The sequence below is a fragment of the Propionivibrio sp. genome (assembly GCF_017995515.1).
Classification (GTDB): Bacteria; Pseudomonadota; Gammaproteobacteria; order Burkholderiales; family Rhodocyclaceae; genus Propionivibrio.
Window position 1 is genome coordinate 1 of record NZ_JAGOIT010000070.1, and the last position, 17,996, is coordinate 17,996.

Genomic DNA, 17,996 nt, shown 5'->3' on the forward strand with positions numbered 1-17,996 from the left:
ACCGCTTGCGCCGTTCTCAATTCATCCGCCGTCTTCGCCGTGCGCAACAACTCACGCGCCGACGCTACTTGATCTGCTCCGCTTGCCTTTCGCGCCATGACTTCTACCCCCTCAAAATCATGGCCTTACTATTACCATTTCTATCGCGCATTGGGATAAAACGTCACGCCCGCGTTAGTGGCAAGACCCGGATCTTCCCGGCTTTCAGGAATTTGTTGACGATTCGGTAGATATCCGCGTCGAACGCCGAATCGACACGGTCCTCCAGGATTTCTTCGATCTGCCGATCATTGTGAGCGCTACCGAGATAGCGCCACTGGTCAACCAAGTGAAAGTCTTCGCGCATGCCGAATTCGTCGCGCTCAACCAGGGCGACCGGCCCCGAATACGGCCACGGACTTAGCTTGAACTTGGCCAGTGCGGCCATCAGGCGCGCGCTGTGCAGCGACGGCGATTCCTTGCCGACGCACGTTCCCTTGCAGGTTCGCTGCTTGTAACCGACACATGCTTCGCCGGACTTGCTTGTACCCAGGCCGGTGTGGTGATGGCATAGCTTTTGTGCTTCAACGAGTTTGCGCAGGGCGGTGGTCGCTTCGCGCCGGTTCGCGTAGAGGCCGAACAGATCGTTTGCGCTGGCAAAGTCGGTATCGCGGGCGAACGCCAGTTGCGGGCGAAAATCGCCTTCGGCGTGCTTGACGAGTTGCCACGAACAAAGCTCAGCGGCAGCCTTCCGGCCTTCGGCACTCAGACGATGTTCGCTCAGGCGTGCGCCAAGTTCGCCTGCGCTTTCCTTCCATTCGATCCGCCAGGTATTGCGCGCCAGCGCCGTATCCTTGTTGGCCGGAGCGAAATGTGCGAGAACCTGTTGGCGGATGTTCGAGCTGCGCTTGACGAGCAGGAGACGCTCCCCCTCATCGTAGAGCGCGTAGGCACCGGGTGCTTCGGGCAAATCGTCGATGATCGAGGCGTCGAGCTGCGGCGGAAGTTCAGGCCTGCCGACGATGGCATCGACCGTTTGCCCGAATCGCTCGGGCGGGACGAGTTGTTGCCAGTGCTGCCAGAGATCCCGAAGCACCTTGGCATCGGCAAGCGCACGGTGCCGATTGCCGACGACGATCCCATAGCGGCCAACGAGGGCATCCAGGCTGTGGCGGTGGTGCTCCGGAAACAGCTTGCGCGACAGCTTCACGGTGCACAGATTGCTGGCCCTGAAACCGACACCAAGACGCTGGAACTCGCGCTTTAGGAAGGTGTAGTCAAATCGCGCGTTGTGGGCGATGAAGAGCTTACCGCGCAGCTTTTCAAGCACGAATGCAGCAACTTCGGAGAAGCGTGGTGCCGATGACACCATCGTTGTATCGATTCCGGTCAATCCGGTGATGAATGGCGAGATCGAAGCATCGGGATTGATCAGCGAGCTCCACTCGCGCGCGCCTTCATTATCGACCTCGACGAAGCCGATCTCGATGATGCGATCGTTGGCAAAGTTTGCTCCGGTCGTCTCCAGATCGATGAAAACGAGGGGTTCGTGGCCTGCAGTTGGGTTCATTGATTACCTGAGCAAACGGGAGGTATCGCGCGTACATCCTGGGGGATTAGACGGCCCGCTTGGCCGCGAACGAGGGCGCATTGTCTCACGATGCATCGAGAAAACGGATAGCGCGAGCGTACGCGAACAGGCACAAGGGGTCTCCATCCCCCCCTGTAACTTCGTTTAGCCCGGCGCTACCGCTTAGTTCGTGGACTCGGGTTCCGCCAGCGACTCCGACGGTGCTTCAAAGCGATTCCGATGGACTTCGAAGTCGGGCAGCGTGCGCTCGTAGGCGGAAGACATCAGCGGCGACGAAATCATGAAGTCGGCAGTAGCCCGATTGCAGGCGACCGGCACGTTCCAGACAACGGCCAGGCGCAACAGGGCCTTGACGTCCGGATCGTGCGGCTGCGGCTCGAGCGGATCCCAGAAGAAGATGATGAAGTCGATTACGCCTTCGGCGATCTTGGCGCCGATCTGCTGGTCGCCGCCAAGCGGCCCGCTTTGCAGCTTGAGAATGTCGACGTCGAGCGCCTTTTCGAGCAGGGTGCCGGTCGTACCCGTGGCGCACAGGTCGTGTTTGATGAGTGAGCCGCGGTTGAAGCGAGCCCATTCAAGCAAATCCTGCTTCTTGTTGTCGTGGGCGACGAGCGCGATGCGCTTCTTCGGGGGGAGGGGATGCGGTTCGTTGGCCATGCAGATCTCCTTTGCTGCAAGTCACCGTCTTGGGGTGACCGATCGTTGATACCGGCGACTCAAGGGCGCGGATGCCAACGACGCGAATGTTCAAGAAAAGGCGGCGGTCGGCGCTGGTGTGATGTGCTTCGAGCAGGCGCTTGCCGCAAGGCGCCCACGGAGCTTTCGAACCCATGTAAAGCATTCACGCGCCGCGGAGAAATCACGCCGCTGACGATAGACCCACCCGAGCCCGCGATAGGCGGCGTCCGTCGGTTGCGCCTTCAGCGAACTGCGAAAGGCCGGGATGGCCAGATCGAATTTACGCAATTCCAGCAGTGCCGCACCGAGGTCGTACCAAAGGCGCGCAAGCAAGGGGCTGCGCCGCGTGGCCTCTTCGTAGCAGGCAATCGCCGCGGAGTCCCCGCTGGGCAGGCCGGGTTCGTCGTTCTTCAGCGAATGTTCGGCCTTCGCGCGCGTCGTTGCACTTACCTTGTCGAACGTATTGAGCGCCTCGTTCGACCGACCGGTCTTGTAGTACGCGAGTCCGAGGAAAAGCAGAGAGACCTGATCGCACGGAACGGCCGCGTGGATGTTGCGCGCGAAGATTTCGACATTCACCAGGTCGTTATTGGCGTAGAACTGGCCAAGCATTTCAACAAGAGTACTGATCATGGCTGAAACTCCGTTGGATCGACTGTCGAGCGACAGAATGTTAGTCCGTAAACGTGACAACACTTTTTCAATGGCTTCGATCATCGGCGAAAAACAGGACGTGGTGTTTCCCCTTGTGTGACGCGTTGTAACGCTCTGTTGTGCTGCTTCGCGGCAAAAAGTCCGTCACAGAAACACAACAAATGTCAGAATACGGCCTTTTGTTTCTGCCTCCGATCGCCAATCGATGATCGAGCAGCCGTAGTGGCCGTGCCTGATGATGAGATTACTGTTGTGATGATGGGGCGTTAGAAAAATATGGAATTCAGGGATATCAATGAACTGGAGAAGGCGACCAAGCGCGGGCGCCGAGAGTCGTCGCGTTTGGGCGTCGGTCTTATTTTCGTTGTCTGCGTCATGTTGTTCTCCAGCCTCCTGGATGAAGCGAGTGGCCCGCACGGCATCATGCTGGTCGTGGCAGCAATGATCGGCGGCTACATGGCGATGAACATCGGCGCCAACGATGTCGCCAACAATGTCGGGCCTGCGGTAGGCTCACGCGCGATTTCGATGACCGGCGCGATCATCATTGCCGCGATCTTCGAGATGGGGGGCGCATTGGTCGCCGGCGGCGATGTCGTGGCGACGGTTCAAAAAGGGATCATCGACCCGGCGGCGATAGCCGACACCGAACGCTTCATCTGGGTAATGACGGCCGCTTTGCTGGCCGGCGCGATCTGGCTCAACGTGGCCACGGCATCGGGTGCACCAGTGTCCACAACGCACTCGATCATTGGCGCCGTGCTCGGTGCCGGTATCGCCGCGGGCGGTGCCGAGGCGGCCAATTGGGCAACACTGAGCGGGATCATTGCCAGTTGGGTGATTTCTCCCGTTATGGGCGGCGTTGTCGCCGCCGGATTTCTTTACTGGATCAAGCGCTCAATTACCTATCAGGAAGACATGGTCGCGGCCGCGCAGCGCATGGTGCCGATCCTCATCGGTTTGATGGCCTTTGCGTTCTCGACGTATCTGATCCTGAAGGGGCTGAACAAGGTCTGGGAAGTCGGGGTCGTGTCGGCCTTCGGCACCGGCATCGCGCTCGGCGTTGCAACGTACTGGTTGGTTCGGCGCTCGATCACGAGCAAGTTTGAAATACTGGAGAACAGCAAAGCCAGTATCAACACGCTGTTTACGATTCCGCTGATTTGCGCGGCGGCGTTGCTGAGCTTTGCCCATGGCGCCAACGACGTGGCGAACGCGGTTGGTCCGCTGGCAGCAATTGTGGACGCTGCGAAGCATTCTGGCGGCGCGATTGCGGACAAAGCCTCGATCCCGCTGTGGGTGATGCTCGTCGGTGCGACCGGCATTGCCATTGGCCTGTTGCTTTACGGGCCGAAGCTGATCCGCACCGTCGGCAGTGAAATTACCGAGCTCGACCAGATGCGCGCCTTCTGTATCGCCATGTCCGCGGCGCTGACGGTCATCATTGCGTCGCAGCTTGGCTTGCCGGTCAGCTCAACGCACATTGCGGTTGGCGGCGTGTTTGGCGTCGGCTTCCTGCGCGAGTTCATCAAAACGAGCTATTCGCAGATGATCGAGGAGATCAAGCAGCATCACGCGGGCGCTGACAAGAAGGTCGTCGAGGCGTTTCTCGATCGCTTTGGCAAAGCGTCGATTGAAGAGAAACGACTGATGTTGCAGCAGTTGAAGGCGCATGGCGCGACCGCGGAGCTGAGCAAGATCGAGCGAAAAAAAATCAGGCAGGTCTATCGCCACGAACTCGTCAAGCGCTCGGCCTTGTTGAGAATCGCGGCTGCGTGGATCATTACCGTACCGATCTCCGGCGTCCTGGCTGCCTTGGTTTACTACATGATTTTTGGGATGGTTAACGCCTGATTCCCGGTTGTCGTGCCCACGACAGGGAGCATCGAAGAGGATCTTATTCAGGATCCACCGCTGTTTGGACGAACCGACGGCTGAGTGTGACTCACCGTCGGGGATAAGCCTTCATCGTCGATAACGACAACGGCGCAGCGCGCGATCAGCCGGTTTCAAGGGCGACATAAAACAAAAGGCAGCAAGAGCTGCCTTTTGTTGTTTCGCTTGCGAACGACTTACTTGACGCGGGCGCGGTACTCGTCGGTACGGGTGTCGATTTCGATTTTGTCGCCGATTTCGACAAATGCAGGAACCGGCAGCTCGAAACCGGTCGACAAGCGCGCCGGCTTCATAACCTTGCCCGACGTATCGCCCTTGACGGCGGGCTCGGTGTAGATGACTTCGCGGACGAGAACTGTCGGCAGTTCGACCGAGAGCGCCTTGCCTTCGTAGAAGACGACTTCACACGGCATGCCGTCTTCGAGGTAGTGCAGCGCGTCTTCCATGCACTCACCTTCGATTTCGTACTGGTTGTACTCGCCGTCCATGAAGACGTACATCGGATCGGCAAAGTACGAGTAGGTCACTTCCTTGCGGTCGAGTTGAATGGTGTCGAATTTGTCGTCGGCGCGATAGACGGTTTCGGACGGCGAACCGGTCAGCAGGTTCTTCATCTTCATTTTGACGACCGAGGCGTTGCGGCCGGACTTGCTGTATTCGGCCTTGAGGACAACCATCGGGTCGTTGCCGACCATGAAGACGTTGCCAGCGCGGAGTTCTTGTGCGGTTTTCATAGTTCGTTCCGGTGATATCGGGGGAAAAATTAGCCGCGCATTATAACTTGGAACGGCAAAAACGCACCAAGGAAGAACACAAATCTTCCTGTTTTCGAAGATGTTTTTCCCATTCAGTCGCGTGGCGTCGAAGTGCCGGAAGCGCCGCAAACCAGTCGGTCCAGATCTCCCTCGTGAGCCTCCCATCATTCCACGCGATGAAGAGCTCGCGAACAGCTCCTGCATCGGCGTCGGCCAGTTCAGCGCAGTAGCGATCCAGGAAAGCGTTCAGTTTGACGAGGTGAGTCCCTTCGTCTTGAGGATAAATCTGCCATATGAGCGGTCGCGCCGCCCACTGAGCGCGAACAAACGAGTCCTCGCCGCGAACGAAGTTGATATCGCACACCCACAGCAGAAGGTCGTAGTCGGGTTGCGCTACAAACGGCAGGATTCGGAGCTCGAGCCTGCCACGGTGAACAACCTCGCCCGGCAACAGCGGATGGCCGACAAACGCCTCGATCGCAGGCACCGATCGCGTCGCCGGCAGCAAGCAGCAAATCGGCGACTCGCCATCAGCCCAGATTTTGAGCAGTGCGGAAAGATTCGGATTGTCGTAGGCAAACAGCGAGACGAGCAGCAACTCACCGGCCGGCGGCGTCTGCCCGATCAGGCGCCAAAACGCGCTTCGCTGCTCCACCGAGGCCTCGAATTCGTCGCGCCGCTGGTCGAGATCGTGTTCCCGCAGCAAGCCGCCGGTGCCTGCATCGAAGCCCGGAAAGAAGAAGTGCTTGGTCAGCGGATACTGCGGGTGGGGTGAGGGCAGTCCGTGGCAACCGGATACCCACGCTTCGGCGCTGAGATAGTCGAGGTTGATCCACACCGGCGGTGGCTCGCATCGTGTCATGGCTTCGACAAATCGTTCTGGAAGCTGGCAGGCGAAGGTCTCGATCACGACATCGCCGAGGGATGACGAAAGAAAGTCGGCGTCCCAATGCCGAACCTCGACCTCCAGTACCGTTTGCAGCGGCAGGGTCGGATCGACCTCGGGACAGATGCGCCGGAACGCATTCAGATCGTCAACCCACAGGCGAACATGGAAACCGTGTTCAGCCGCAAGTTGACGCGCCAGGCGCCAGCAGACGCCGATGTCGCCGTAGTTGTCGATGACGTTGCAGAAGACGTCCCAGTTCGAGAGTTGGCGGGGGGCAGACATGGTGCGATGGACGGGCGTGATAACATCAAAGATGACATCGTAACCGCTCCAACTCATGGACGAGAAGCAAACTCCCCCCGTATTCGATGCCAAGGAATTGTTGGCAACCTTGACCGATTTGCCTGGCGTCTACCGGATGCTCGACGCCGAAGGCAAGGTCCTCTACGTTGGCAAAGCAAAGAACCTGAAGAAGCGCGTGTCGTCGTACTTCCGCGACAACCACCCGAGTCCGCGCATTGCCTTGATGGTCGCCCAGATCGCCAAGGTGGAAACGACCGTCACGCGTTCGGAAGCCGAAGCGCTGCTGCTCGAGAACAATCTGATCAAGAGCCTCGCACCGCGCTACAACATCCTGTTTCGTGACGACAAGTCCTACCCCTACATCGTCATTACGCACGACGAATTCCCCCGGCTCGGTTTTTTCCGTGGCAGCACCGATCGAAAGTCCGATTACTTCGGCCCCTTCCCGTCATCAACCGCAGTCCGCGCCAGCATCACGCTTCTGCAGCGCATGTTCCGTCTGCGTACCTGTGAGGATTCGGTATTCAACAACCGGTCGCGACCGTGTTTGCTGTACCAGATCAAGCGCTGCTCGGGGCCGTGCGTTGACCTGATCGAGCGCGAAGACTACGCGCGGGACGTCCAGCTTGCGTCGCTCTTCCTGCTGGGCAAGCACCAGGAGGTTATCGGACGACTCAGCGATGCGATGGATCGCGCAGCAAACGAACTCGCCTTCGAACAGGCCGCGCTCTATCGTGACCAGATCCGCGCCTTGCGTCAGGTGCAGGACAAGCAGTACGTCGAAAGCGGAAAGGGCGAAGACGTCGACGTCGTTACCGTGGTCGCCGAAGACGGAATTCTCTGCGTCAATCTTGCGATGGTGCGCGGTGGCAGGCATCTGGGAGATAAGCCGCAGTTTCCGACCAATGCCGGAGGTAGTTCGCCGCCCGAAGTACTCGCCGCCTTCCTGTATCAGCACTACCTTTCGCATCCCATCCCGATGCGCATCTACGTCAACCTGAACGTGAGCGACACCGAGGTCGCCAGCACACTCGGTGAACTTGCCGGCCGTCCCGTGCCGATCGTCGAGCCGCGGCTGACGATGCAGAAAGTCTGGGTGGAAATGGCCGAACAGAATGCCAGGCTGGCGATTCTGGCAAGGCGGGCGACGCTGTCCAGGCAATCGGCTCGTCTTGATGCCTTGCGCGAAGTCGTCAGCTTGGACACCGATGACACAGGCGAGGCGCGTATCGAATGCTTCGACATCAGCCATACGCAAGGCGAATCGACCGTCGCCTCCTGCGTCGTCTATCAAGGCAACGGGATGCAGAAGTCCGAATATCGCCGATTCAACATCAAGGATATTCAAGCCGGTGACGACTACGCGGCGATCCGCCAAGCCGTATTTCGTCGTTACGAAAAGGTGGCGAGCGGCGAGAGCGTTGCGCCGAGTCTTGTCTTGATCGACGGCGGGAAAGGGCAGGTCGGCATGGCCGCCTCGGCGCTCGAAGAACTGGGCCTGTCGCACCTGCCGATGCTCGGTGTCGCCAAGGGCGAAGGGCGCAAACCGGGTCTCGAAACGCTGGTTTTCGCCGATGGTCGCGAACCGGTACAATTGCCGACAGAACATCCGGCGCTCCATCTGATCCAGGAAATTCGTGATGAAGCCCACCGTTTCGCCGTTTCGGGGCATCGTGCGCAACGCAGCAAGACACGCCGGGTTTCCCGACTGGAAGAGATTGCGGGCATCGGACCGAAGCGGCGCAAGGCACTGATTTCGCACTTTGGCGGCTTGCAGGGAATCACCAATGCAGGCGTGGACCAACTGACAGCCGTTCCCGGAATCAGCCGGGATTTGGCAGAGACAATTTACTCGGCGCTACATTGATGCCCTTCAACATCCCGATTCTCCTGACCTGGCTCCGAATCATCCTGATTCCCTTGCTGATCGCCATCTACTACGTTCCCGATTCGTGGGTGGCGGATGTCGGTCGCGACCTCGCCGCGATGCTCGTGTTTGTTGTCGCCAGCGTTACCGACTGGCTGGATGGCTACCTGGCAAGGCGCTGGAACGAGACCTCGGCTTTTGGCGCGTTTCTGGACCCGGTGGCAGACAAGTTGGTCGTTGCCGCCGCGTTGATCATGCTCGTTCAACTGGGGCGCCTCGACGCCATCTTCGCCGCCATCATCATCGGTCGTGAAATCACGATCTCGGCATTGCGCGAATGGATGGCGCAAATTGGCGCGCACAAGAGCGTTGCGGTCTCGATGGTCGGCAAGACCAAGACTGCAGCGCAGATGGTCTCCATTCCGATGCTGCTGTACCACAACCCGATTAACGGACTCGACGTGCAGACGGTCGGAACGTGGCTCATCTACGTTGCGTCTGTGCTCACACTCTGGTCGATGGGCTACTACATGCGCATGGCGTGGCCGCATCTCGAGGAACAGAAGAAGGAAAAGTAAGGCTCTGTTCGCGAAACCCGTAGGTTTTTCGATAGTGAAGAGAGAAAGGCCAACGGGAGCGGATCCTGGGCGCGAAATTATTCCGAGGGTGGCAGCGGCAGCTTGAGCAGTTGAAGGGACGACTGTCTGGCGGAGATGCTAGCGAAGATGCCCGAGACTGGATCAATCGACGTGCCCACGAGGCTTGGCCTGTCCGCATTGTCAGGCGGTCCATGTGCAGCGCTGGGGCCGCGAGTCCGGGATTCCAACGGTGTCGCCACCCACTACCTTCCCAACTACCCGGGATGGCGCCGCTTGATCGAGCGCTGTACCAGAAAATTTACGCCAGAAATATTTCTCAGGCATGCCGTGGGTTAAAACCTACGGGCTTCGCGAACAGAGCAAAAAGTAAACATCCGCAAATTTCTGTTTTTGCGTTGACAGGTATTTTTTAGCCTTTATAATGCGCACTCGCTTCACGCGGGAGTAGCTCAGTTGGTAGAGCGATACCTTGCCAAGGTATAGGTCGAGAGTTCGAGACTCTTCTCCCGCTCAAAATAATTCCGGAGCTTCAGGCTTCGTAGTGGCTCATGCAGTACCTATCGTGAGGTAGGCGCGGCGCGATAGCAAAGCGGTTATGCACCGGATTGCAAATCCGTGTAGGTCGGTTCGACTCCGGCTCGCGCCTCCAGTTTCTCGCGGGAGTAGCTCAGTTGGTAGAGCGATACCTTGCCAAGGTATAGGTCGAGAGTTCGAGACTCTTCTCCCGCTCCAGGAAAAAAAGGGAAAGCGTTTTTGCGCTTTCCCTTTTTTTCGTTTGATGGCCGTGAAGGTATAATCGCGACCCTCAGCCCGGATGGTGAAATAGGTAGACACAAGAGACTTAAAATCTCTCGACCTCACGGTCGTACCGGTTCGATTCCGGTTCCGGGCACCAGCGAAGAGACGCTTCCTCCTTCGGGTGCGGTGCACAGCGTTGAAGTCACACCCACCAACGAAGCCGACATCACCCTCTTGCCAAAATTGCTGAGACATGAAGATCAAGTCTTCTTTGCCGATGCCGGATTACACCAGTGATGAATACAAACGCGGCTAAAGGGCGCTGGGGTTCCGCTGGTGCGTGCAGGACAAACGCGAGCCTGGTCATGACCTCTCATCGAGTCAGCGTAAGCGCAACCGAAAGCAATCCTCGATCCGAGCGCGAGTTGAACATGTGTTTTGGGTGATCAAGCGACAGTTTGGTTTCACCAAGACCCGCTACCGAGGGCTGGCGAAGGACAAGGCGCAGGTGAACATGCTGGTGGGCTTGGCGGATCTGTATCTGCTACGTGGGCGGCTGATGGCCGCCTGAGGGGTAGAGTCCGCCCACTGCGCCCCGGCGATGGACGGAAACGCAGGAATTCGGGCAGAAAGTGTCGAAATGACGCGTTCCGGGTTCAAGCGTCGCCCAAAAAATGAGCAAGCGACGCATGCGATTGAAAACTCGCTATTCGTTCAGCGGTTCCTTGGCGATCTACCGGCGGCTGTCATCGCCTCAGTCGGTTGCAAACGCATTGGCGCGGCTGAACCCGCAGGACTCGCGGATGATCAGGCTGGTGTCGTAAGGGACTTCAAGCCGGTGATAGGTCTCACCGTTCATTTGCGCGAGCAGCATGGCGACGCCCTCACGTGCTTGTGTGTCCGGATCGATACGCAGGGTGGTCAGCGGCGGTGAGGCGAACTCGGCGAGCGGGATGTCGTCGTAGCCGGCGACGGCAACGTCCTGCGGAATGCGATACCCGGCTTCCTTGAGCGCTTTCATGGCGCCGAACGCGACCGTGTCGTTGCTGGCAAACAGGGCGGTGAAGTCCCGCTCGCGCTCGAGAAGCCGTTTCATCGCGTCATAGCCGCTACGCGCGCTGATGTCGGCGTAGGCGACCAGGTTAGGGTCGGGCTCGATGCCCGCCTCTTCCAGCGTTTTCCGGTAGCCGGCATGGCGCAGGGTGACGGCTTCGAACTCTTTCGACGCGAACGCGAGATGCGCAATGCGGCGATGTCCGAGGTCGATCAGGTGCCGGGTCACCCGTCTTGAGGTGATCGTGTCGTCCTCGGACGTGTTGCGGCTGTAGAAGGAATCGCGCCCGTTGCCGGCGACGACGACCGGAAAGCCCTGTTTGGCAAGTTTTCTTACATACTCGTATTCGACCGACCGCATGTTGACGACGATGATGCCGTCGATGCGCTTGCCCTTGACCAGGTTCATGAAAGCGCCGGGATCCTTGAACTGATCGTCTGCCGCCTCGAGCAAGACCTTGTAGCCGTGGATGTGGCAACAGTCGTTGATGATGCTGAGCAGGCGCGGCAGGTAGGCGTCGACGTGCAGGTGGTCCGAGCGCGGGATCACCACCGCGATCGTTCCCGTGCTGCCGCCCGCCAGGATACGGGCGGCAGCGTTGGGTTCATAGCCCAGTTCGTTCGCAGCCTGCAGTACCTTCTGGCGCGTCTCCTCGCTGATCCCCATCGAACGCACGTCGTTGAGGACGAAGCTGACCGTGGTGCGGGACACCCCGGCGCGCTTGGCGACTTCGCTGCTGGTTGGCGTGGCGCGACGGGGTGGGGGCATGGTTTCAGAGTTGCAGGTAGTCTGGCAGGAAGGGTTTGTGGGCGGTCAGCAGGGCATCGACCATGGCGTGGATCTGCTCGATATCGAGCATGGACGCCGTGTGCGGGTCGAGCATGGCGGCATGATACACGTGCTCCCGCTTGCGCTGCAGGATGGCTTCGACGACGAGTTCCTGTACGTTGACGTTGGTTCGCATCAGCGCGGCGAGCTGCGGCGGCAGCTTGCCGACACGCGTCGGTTGCACGCCGTTGTGGTCGACGAGGCAGGGGACTTCGACGGCGCAGCCTTGCGGCAGGTTGTCGATCAGGTGGTGGTTGAGCACGTTGCCGTTGATGACGCGCGGCGTGCCGGTCTCGATCGAGTGGATGATGGCCGAGCCGTATTCGACGGAACGTTCGAAGGTGCGCAAGCCGTCGATCATCGGCGGCGTGTGCTCGATGGAGCGCGGCATGACCTTGATCCTGGCCTGCTCGAGCTCGGCGAGCAGCGCCGATGAGTCCTGCGAGCCGGGATTGCGCAGCTCGCGCTCGATATACGGCCAGGCCTTCTCGAAGATCTCGCAACGCCCCGGATACTCGTCGAGCGGGATGTTGAACTTGGTGAGCAGGTCTTCGCGGCCGGCCTTGATGAACCACGGGACGTACTCGGCGAGGTGCTCGCTCGATTCGGTGGGGAAGTAACCGAGGTGGCGGAACATTTCGTAGCGCACGCGGTTCCAGTCCGGAACGCGGCCATCGGCGATGATCTGCGAGAGCTTCGGATAGAGCGATTCGCCCTGGTGGTCGAAGCGCAGGTAGAACGACATGTGGTTGATGCCGGCGCAGAAATAGTCGATCTCTTCCGAGCGAATGCCGAGGTCGGCCGCAAGCTCGTTGGCGGTGTGCTGCACGCTGTGGCACAGGCCGACCGTCTGGATCGACCGGCTGCTCTGGTTGAGCGCCCAGGTGATCATCGCCATCGGGTTGACGTAGTTCAGATGCAGGGCGCCGGGGGCGTGCGTCTCCATGTCGCGCACCATGTCCAGCATGACCGGGATGGTGCGCAGCGCGCGCATGATGCCGCCGATCCCCAGCGTGTCGGCGATGGTCTGCTCAAGGCCGAATTTCTTCGGAATCTCGAAATCGGTTACGGTCGCCGGCCGGTAGCCGCCGACCTGGATCGTGTTGATCACGTAGCGCGCGCCTTCGAGGGCACGTTTGCGGTCGATACTGGCGGTGATCTTTGGTGCGGCGCCGACGGTTGCGGCGATGCGGCGTGCAACCATTTCGGCCAGTTCCAGCCGCTTTTCATCGATGTCGTGCAGCGCGATTTCGCAGTTGGCGAGTTCGGGATAGGAAAGAATGTCGCCCAGCAGATTGCGGGTAAACACGGCACTGCCGGCGCCGATCAGGGTGATTTTCAATGGGTGATTGGGCATGGGTACAGTCCTGCAAAATCGGTGATAGGGACGGTCCGGCGATGAAGTCGCCGAACCGTGATGGAACGTCAATGCGTGAAAGAGCGGTGAATCATCGACGGATCATTGCGTGACCAAGGCATTGATCTTGGCGGTGGCTTCCTTGAGCGTGGGGGCGGCTTCCGCGTTGCCCATCATTACGCTTTGCAGGGCGCTGACCATGATTTCATTGACCTGAGAACCGTTGTCGGCGATCGGCGCGGGGAAGGTGGTGGAGTTCGCCATGTCAAGGAAGGCCGACGAATTCACGCCCTTGCCCTTCTGCACCTCGATCGCCTTCTCGGCCAGTCCCTTGACCGCGGGGAAGACGACGCCATAGCTGGCGACGACGTTCTGGCAGTCGGGCGAACCGAGATACTTGACCCACTTCCATGCCTCTTCCTTGTTCTTCGAGCCGACCCAGATGGAATCGGCAAGCCCGTTCAGCATGCTGGCGCGGGTTCCTTTTGGACCCTTGGGCATCGGTACCCAGGCGTAGGGGAACTTGGCGTTGGCGGCGAAGTGCGTAATCATCCAGGAGCCTTGCGGGAGCATGGCGACCTTGCCGGCGACGAACATGCCGTCCGATGAACCCAGGCGACCGGTACCGACGTCGGCCAGAGAAGCGGAGACGCCCTTGTTGATCAGCCCGGTGACCCAGGAAATGGTTTCGGCCAGTTTCGGATCGTCGTAGTAGAACTTGGGATCCCACGGCTTGTCCTGGAACTTGAAGCCGTTGGAGACCGCAAAATGGCTCCACTCGGTCTGGCCCATCATGCCGCCGTCGCCGGCGACCTGGTAGCCGTAGGTCTTGACCTTGGACTTGTCGAATTTCGGGCTCAGCGCGTTGTTGCCCGCTTCGTCAACCGTCAGCTTGGCGACGATTTCGCCGAAGGTGCCGCCGTCTTTTGGATTCCAGGTCGCGTTGGCGAGATCGGCTTCGGAGACGCCGGCCTTCTTGGCCATGTCGAGATTGACGATCAGGCTGATCGTGTCCCAATCCTTGGGCAGCCCGAACTGCTTGCCGTCGCGGCCCCAGATCTTGTACAGGTCGCCGGTGTAGATGTCGGTGGCGACCTTGTCGCGCTGGATGAAGGGCGTCAGGTCAACGAGCTGGTTGTTCTTGGCGAATTCGGGGTAGCGCACCAGGTGGTTCGTGAATACGTCGGGCGCGGTACCTGAGACGAAACCGGTCGTGATCGCCGTCCAGTAGTCGTTCCAGCCCATCTGGCTGATCTTGATCTTGATCGACGGGTTCTTCTTTTCGAAGTCGGTGGCGCACTGCTGGTAAGCCGGACGCTGATTCGCATCCCACAGTGCGTACTTGATATCAACGGCATGGGCACTACCCAAGGCGAACAGCAAGGAACCTGCTACGAAGACGGCTTTTTTCATCTGACTCTCCTGTTATGGCAAGTGGTGGTGCAAGTGGTGTTTGAAGGACTACTTTCCCCCGCTGAACTGCACGGATTCGACTACCCGGCGGCCGAGGAAGACGAGCAGGATAATCGTCGGCAGCAAGGTGATCGTGGTTGCCGCCATCAGGCCGGTCCAGTCCGGCTGGCCTTGTGGCGATTGCGACTGGAAGGACTGCAGGGCCACGGTCAGCACCTGCATCCCTTCCTCCTTAGCCACGATGAATGGCCAGAAGAACTCGTTCCAGCTGTTGATGCCGATCAGCGTGGCGATGGTCGCCATCGGCGTGACGCTGAGCGGCAGTACGACCCGGACGAACACGTGGAGATGCGACGCGCCATCGATGATGGCGGCCTCTTCCAGGTCGCGCGGGATCGAGAGGAAGAACTGGCGCAGGAAGAACACCGAGAAGCCCGACATCAGGCAGAACGGCGCGACCATGCCGGCCATGGTGTTGAGCCAGCCGAGATCCTTGATCAGGATGAAGTTCGGAATGAAGAGGACGACGCTTGGAATCATCATCGACGCGACGAACAGTCCGAACAGCACCTGGCGCCCGGGAAAGCGCAGGCGGGCGAAGGCGTAGGCGGCCATCGCGCTGCTCGTCGTCTGGACCAGCACGATGATGGCGGTGAATGTCACCGAGTGGATGAAGGCGTTGAGGATGTTGATCTCGGCGCCCGAACCGCCGATGGCGATACTCTCTTCCGGCGTCAGCATGCCGAGCACGCGCCCGAAATTGGCGAGCGTCGGGTCGTGCGGCAGGAAATCCGTGGATCGGGTGAACAAATCCGCCGGATGGATCAACGCGGTCTTGATCACCATCCACATCGGCAGCAGGGTCAGCGCGATCATGCAGATCAGCGCGGCCCAGGTCAGCAGGCGGCCGGGTGTCCAGTTGCGTGCATCGCGCAGGCCGGGAACAGGGGTAGGTAGGCTCATGGCATCGTTCCTTTACGTTGGCTTGTGTTGGCCGGTGTTGGCTTAGGCCAGGTCGTTTTCGTTGGCGCGCATGATGCGCATCTGCAGGATGGTGTAGGCCAACATCACCAGGCCCAGCACCACCGACATCGCCGAGGCGTAGCCCATGCGGAAGAAGCCGAAAGCGTTCTGCACGATGTAGTGGACGATGACGCGCGTCGAATCGAGCGGGCCGCCGTTGGTCGCCACGGCGACTGTGTCGAAGATCTGGAACGAACCGGTGACGCTGGTCACCAGCACGAAGACCATCACCGGTCGCAACAGCGGCAGCGTGATGCGGCGGAACATCTGCCATTCACTGGCGCCTTCCAGCGCAGCCGCTTCGTACAGATAGCGCGGGATGTTCTGCAGGCCGGCGAGGAACAGCATTGCGATCAGGCCCATGTGGCGCCAGATGTTGACCGCCGCGACCGTGGCCAGCGCCTGATCCGGGCCGGCGAAGAACGGCTGGCGCGCGAAACCCAGCTGCTGGATGACGAAGTCGACCCAACCGAGCATCGGATTGAGCAGCCAGACCCACATCATGGCCACGAGCACGTTCGAGAGCAGGTAGGGCAGCAGGACGACCGACTTGACGAACAGGGACCGCGTCAGGCGGTCCATCGTTACCGCGAGGAAAAGGCCGAGCACGGTCTGTAGCGGGATGTTGAGCAGCACGTAGTAGGCCGAGAGCTTCATCGCGTGCCAGAACTTGCCGTCGTGAATCATCTTCGCGTAGTTGGCCCAGCCGACGCCGCGTGGTTCGCTCAGCAGGTTCCAGTCGGTGAAGCTGATCTCGACGGCCCGCAGCGTCGGCATCGCATAGAAGACGACGAAACCGATCAGCGCCGGCAGCACTAGCAGCAGGCCGGTCAGCGTTTCGGCGCGCCGGCAGTCGGAAAACGAGTGACGAAACTCCGCAATCTCGACGCCGATGCGGCCGGCCAGCGAACGTCTTCCGGGGTTTGCGGATACATCTGTTGCATGAAGGTTGGGCTTGGTGCTCATTGCGACCTCCCTCAGGCCGGCAGATCGACGGTGCGGGGCAGTGCATCACCCTCGGCGTCGAACAGGTGCATTGCGTGCGAAGGCAGGCCGAGTTCGACCCGGTCGCCGGAAACCACGTACGAATCGCCGGGGGCCGCGGCAACCATGTCCGCAACGCCATCGAATTCATCGCACAGATGGGTGTACAGGTAGGTCGTCGTCCCGAGTCGTTCGACCATGTCGACGTTGCAAGCGATGCGCTGCGTCGACTGGTCGGGTCCGACCACGTGCTCGGGCCGGATGCCGACGGTTACCGGTTCGCCGCGCTTGAGCCGCGATCCGTCGACGGCGACGCGCAGTTCCGGGCCGTAATGAACGAGGACGGTTGCCGACTGGGTGTCGCCGCTGATGAATTCCGCCTTCAGGAAGTTCATTTTCGGCGAGCCGATGAAGCCGGCGGTGAAGAGGTTGCGCGGCCGGTGGAAGAGCTCCATCGGCGTGCCGACGTGGGCCAAGCTTCCTTTCTTCGCGACATCGGCGCCGGTATGCAGCAGGACGATCTTGTCGGCCAGCGTCATCGCCTCGACCTGGTCGTGCGTCACATAGACCATGCTCGCTTCGGAGAAGCGCTTGTGCAGGCGCGCGATCTCGATCCGGGTTTGCACGCGCAACGCGGTGTCGAGGTTGGATAACGGTTCGTCGAAGAGAAAGGCTTTCGGCGATCGCACGATGGCGCGCCCGATCGCCACGCGCTGGCGTTGCCCACCCGAGAGCTCTTTCGGCTTGCGCGCGAGATACGGTTCGAGCTGCAGGACGCGCGCAGCTTCGCGCACCTTGGTGTCGATCTCGGCTTTGGGCAGCCTGGCGAGTTGCAGACCGAAGGCCATGTTCTCGTACACGGTCAGGTGCGGGAACAGCGCATAGCTCTGGAAGACCATGGAGATTCCGCGTCGCGCCGGCGCGACGTTGTTCATGCGCTGGCCGCCGATGAACAGATCACCCTGGCTGATTTCCTCGAGGCCGGCAATCATGCGCAGCAGGGTGGATTTTCCGCATCCCGACGGGCCGATGAACACGCAGAACTCGCCGTCGGCGATTTCCAGATTGACGTCGCGCAGCACGGGCGGATTGTTGCCGTATAACTTGAAGACCTGATCGAAAACAATAGCGGTCATGCTTGATGCCCTCCGGTTGTGAGATCGCTGGATGCGACAAAACTTGGCTGGACTGCCGTCGCCGCCCGATCAATGACGGGAACGCGAATTGCGTCGAGCCGGACGGTTGTCAGTTGCCTGGGTAGAGATGCGCCTATCCCACCGGCGCGGAACGCACGATTTTCCAATGGACCCTCCGATTGCAGTTTTGTACTTATTCACTAACGTGAGCGTTACTAACGCGAGTTAGTATGGAACATAAGATACTCTTGT

At 59.9% G+C, this 17,996-nt stretch carries 16 protein-coding genes, 4 tRNA genes and 1 pseudogene; 9 read left to right on the forward strand and 12 right to left on the reverse strand.

All coding sequences use genetic code 11. The features are described from left to right. Positions 1-163: 163 nt before the first annotated feature. From KBA32_RS11890 to KBA32_RS11905, 4 genes are all read right to left on the reverse strand, one after another. Positions 164-1,549 carry a 3'-5' exonuclease family protein gene (locus tag KBA32_RS11890; protein WP_294359184.1) on the reverse strand — a complete coding sequence of 462 codons (1,386 nt, stop codon included), beginning with the start codon at positions 1,547-1,549 and terminating at the stop codon, positions 164-166. A 183-nt stretch (positions 1,550-1,732) separates the two neighbouring features. Beyond that, positions 1,733-2,227 carry a methylglyoxal synthase gene (locus tag KBA32_RS11895; protein WP_294359186.1) on the reverse strand — a complete coding sequence of 165 codons (495 nt, stop codon included), beginning with the start codon at positions 2,225-2,227 and terminating at the stop codon, positions 1,733-1,735. A gap of 90 nt (positions 2,228-2,317) precedes the next feature. Beyond that, positions 2,318-2,965: a tetratricopeptide repeat protein gene (locus KBA32_RS11900; protein WP_294359187.1), complete on the reverse strand. Its 648-nt coding sequence runs from the start codon at positions 2,963-2,965 to the stop codon at positions 2,318-2,320. Between the two features lie 81 nt (positions 2,966-3,046). Further along, positions 3,047-3,319: a hypothetical protein gene (locus KBA32_RS11905; protein ID WP_294359189.1), complete on the reverse strand. Its 273-nt coding sequence runs from the start codon at positions 3,317-3,319 to the stop codon at positions 3,047-3,049. A gap of 39 nt (positions 3,320-3,358) precedes the next feature. Here KBA32_RS11905 and KBA32_RS11910 point away from each other — a divergent pair, with 39 nt between their 5' ends. After that, positions 3,359-4,756 carry an inorganic phosphate transporter gene (locus KBA32_RS11910; RefSeq protein ID WP_294359191.1) on the forward strand — a complete coding sequence of 466 codons (1,398 nt, stop codon included), beginning with the start codon at positions 3,359-3,361 and terminating at the stop codon, positions 4,754-4,756. A 218-nt stretch (positions 4,757-4,974) separates the two neighbouring features. Here the strand turns inward: KBA32_RS11910 and efp are convergent, their stop codons facing one another. Then, a complete protein-coding gene (gene efp / locus KBA32_RS11915) occupies positions 4,975-5,532 on the reverse strand; it encodes an elongation factor P (RefSeq protein ID WP_294359193.1) in 558 nt (185 codons plus the stop codon). A gap of 40 nt (positions 5,533-5,572) precedes the next feature. Continuing rightward, entirely contained in the window at positions 5,573-6,781 is a 1,209-nt protein-coding gene (gene earP, locus KBA32_RS11920) for an elongation factor P maturation arginine rhamnosyltransferase EarP (RefSeq protein WP_294359195.1), read from the reverse strand. On the opposite strand from earP, the gene uvrC reads away from it, so the two are divergent. From uvrC to KBA32_RS11960, 8 genes and pseudogenes are all read left to right on the forward strand, one after another. Next, positions 6,780-8,612: an excinuclease ABC subunit UvrC gene (gene uvrC / locus KBA32_RS11925; protein WP_294359197.1), complete on the forward strand. Its 1,833-nt coding sequence runs from the start codon at positions 6,780-6,782 to the stop codon at positions 8,610-8,612. The genes earP and uvrC overlap by 2 nt on opposite strands. Next, a complete protein-coding gene (pgsA, locus tag KBA32_RS11930) occupies positions 8,612-9,190 on the forward strand; it encodes a CDP-diacylglycerol--glycerol-3-phosphate 3-phosphatidyltransferase (RefSeq protein WP_294359199.1) in 579 nt (192 codons plus the stop codon). Before uvrC ends, pgsA begins: the two co-directional genes overlap by 1 nt. 234 nt (positions 9,191-9,424) lie before the next feature. Then, positions 9,425-9,547, forward strand: a pseudogene (locus KBA32_RS11935) (IS1595 family transposase); the annotation flags it as partial. A 102-nt stretch (positions 9,548-9,649) separates the two neighbouring features. Beyond that, positions 9,650-9,722 (forward strand) — tRNA-Gly (locus KBA32_RS11940). Between the two features lie 64 nt (positions 9,723-9,786). Beyond that, a tRNA-Cys gene (locus KBA32_RS11945) sits at positions 9,787-9,860 on the forward strand. Positions 9,861-9,867: 7 nt separating this feature from the next. After that, a tRNA-Gly gene (locus tag KBA32_RS11950) sits at positions 9,868-9,943 on the forward strand. Positions 9,944-10,019: 76 nt separating this feature from the next. After that, positions 10,020-10,106: transfer RNA gene (locus tag KBA32_RS11955), tRNA-Leu, on the forward strand. Between the two features lie 165 nt (positions 10,107-10,271). Beyond that, the gene (locus KBA32_RS11960; protein ID WP_294359212.1) at positions 10,272-10,520 is read left to right on the forward strand and encodes a transposase; all 249 of its coding nucleotides are present in this window, start codon (positions 10,272-10,274) and stop codon (positions 10,518-10,520) included. A gap of 183 nt (positions 10,521-10,703) precedes the next feature. Here the strand turns inward: KBA32_RS11960 and KBA32_RS11965 are convergent, their stop codons facing one another. The 6 genes from KBA32_RS11965 to KBA32_RS11990 all read right to left on the reverse strand — a co-directional run bounded on the left by KBA32_RS11965 (position 10,704) and on the right by KBA32_RS11990 (position 17,744). Next, entirely contained in the window at positions 10,704-11,771 is a 1,068-nt protein-coding gene (locus tag KBA32_RS11965; protein ID WP_294359201.1) for a LacI family DNA-binding transcriptional regulator, read from the reverse strand. Between the two features lie 4 nt (positions 11,772-11,775). After that, complete coding sequence (locus KBA32_RS11970; protein ID WP_294359202.1) at positions 11,776-13,188, reverse strand: alpha-glucosidase/alpha-galactosidase; 1,413 nt, start codon at positions 13,186-13,188, stop codon at positions 11,776-11,778. Positions 13,189-13,290: 102 nt separating this feature from the next. After that, on the reverse strand, positions 13,291-14,601 hold the full coding sequence (locus KBA32_RS11975) for a sugar ABC transporter substrate-binding protein (RefSeq protein WP_294359204.1): 1,311 nt from the start codon (positions 14,599-14,601) through the stop codon (positions 13,291-13,293). A 48-nt stretch (positions 14,602-14,649) separates the two neighbouring features. Continuing rightward, complete coding sequence (locus KBA32_RS11980) at positions 14,650-15,564, reverse strand: carbohydrate ABC transporter permease (RefSeq protein ID WP_294359207.1); 915 nt, start codon at positions 15,562-15,564, stop codon at positions 14,650-14,652. 42 nt (positions 15,565-15,606) lie between these two features. Next, entirely contained in the window at positions 15,607-16,590 is a 984-nt protein-coding gene (locus tag KBA32_RS11985; protein WP_294359209.1) for a carbohydrate ABC transporter permease, read from the reverse strand. A gap of 11 nt (positions 16,591-16,601) precedes the next feature. Continuing rightward, complete coding sequence (locus KBA32_RS11990; RefSeq protein ID WP_294359211.1) at positions 16,602-17,744, reverse strand: ABC transporter ATP-binding protein; 1,143 nt, start codon at positions 17,742-17,744, stop codon at positions 16,602-16,604. Positions 17,745-17,996: the final 252 nt, after the last annotated feature.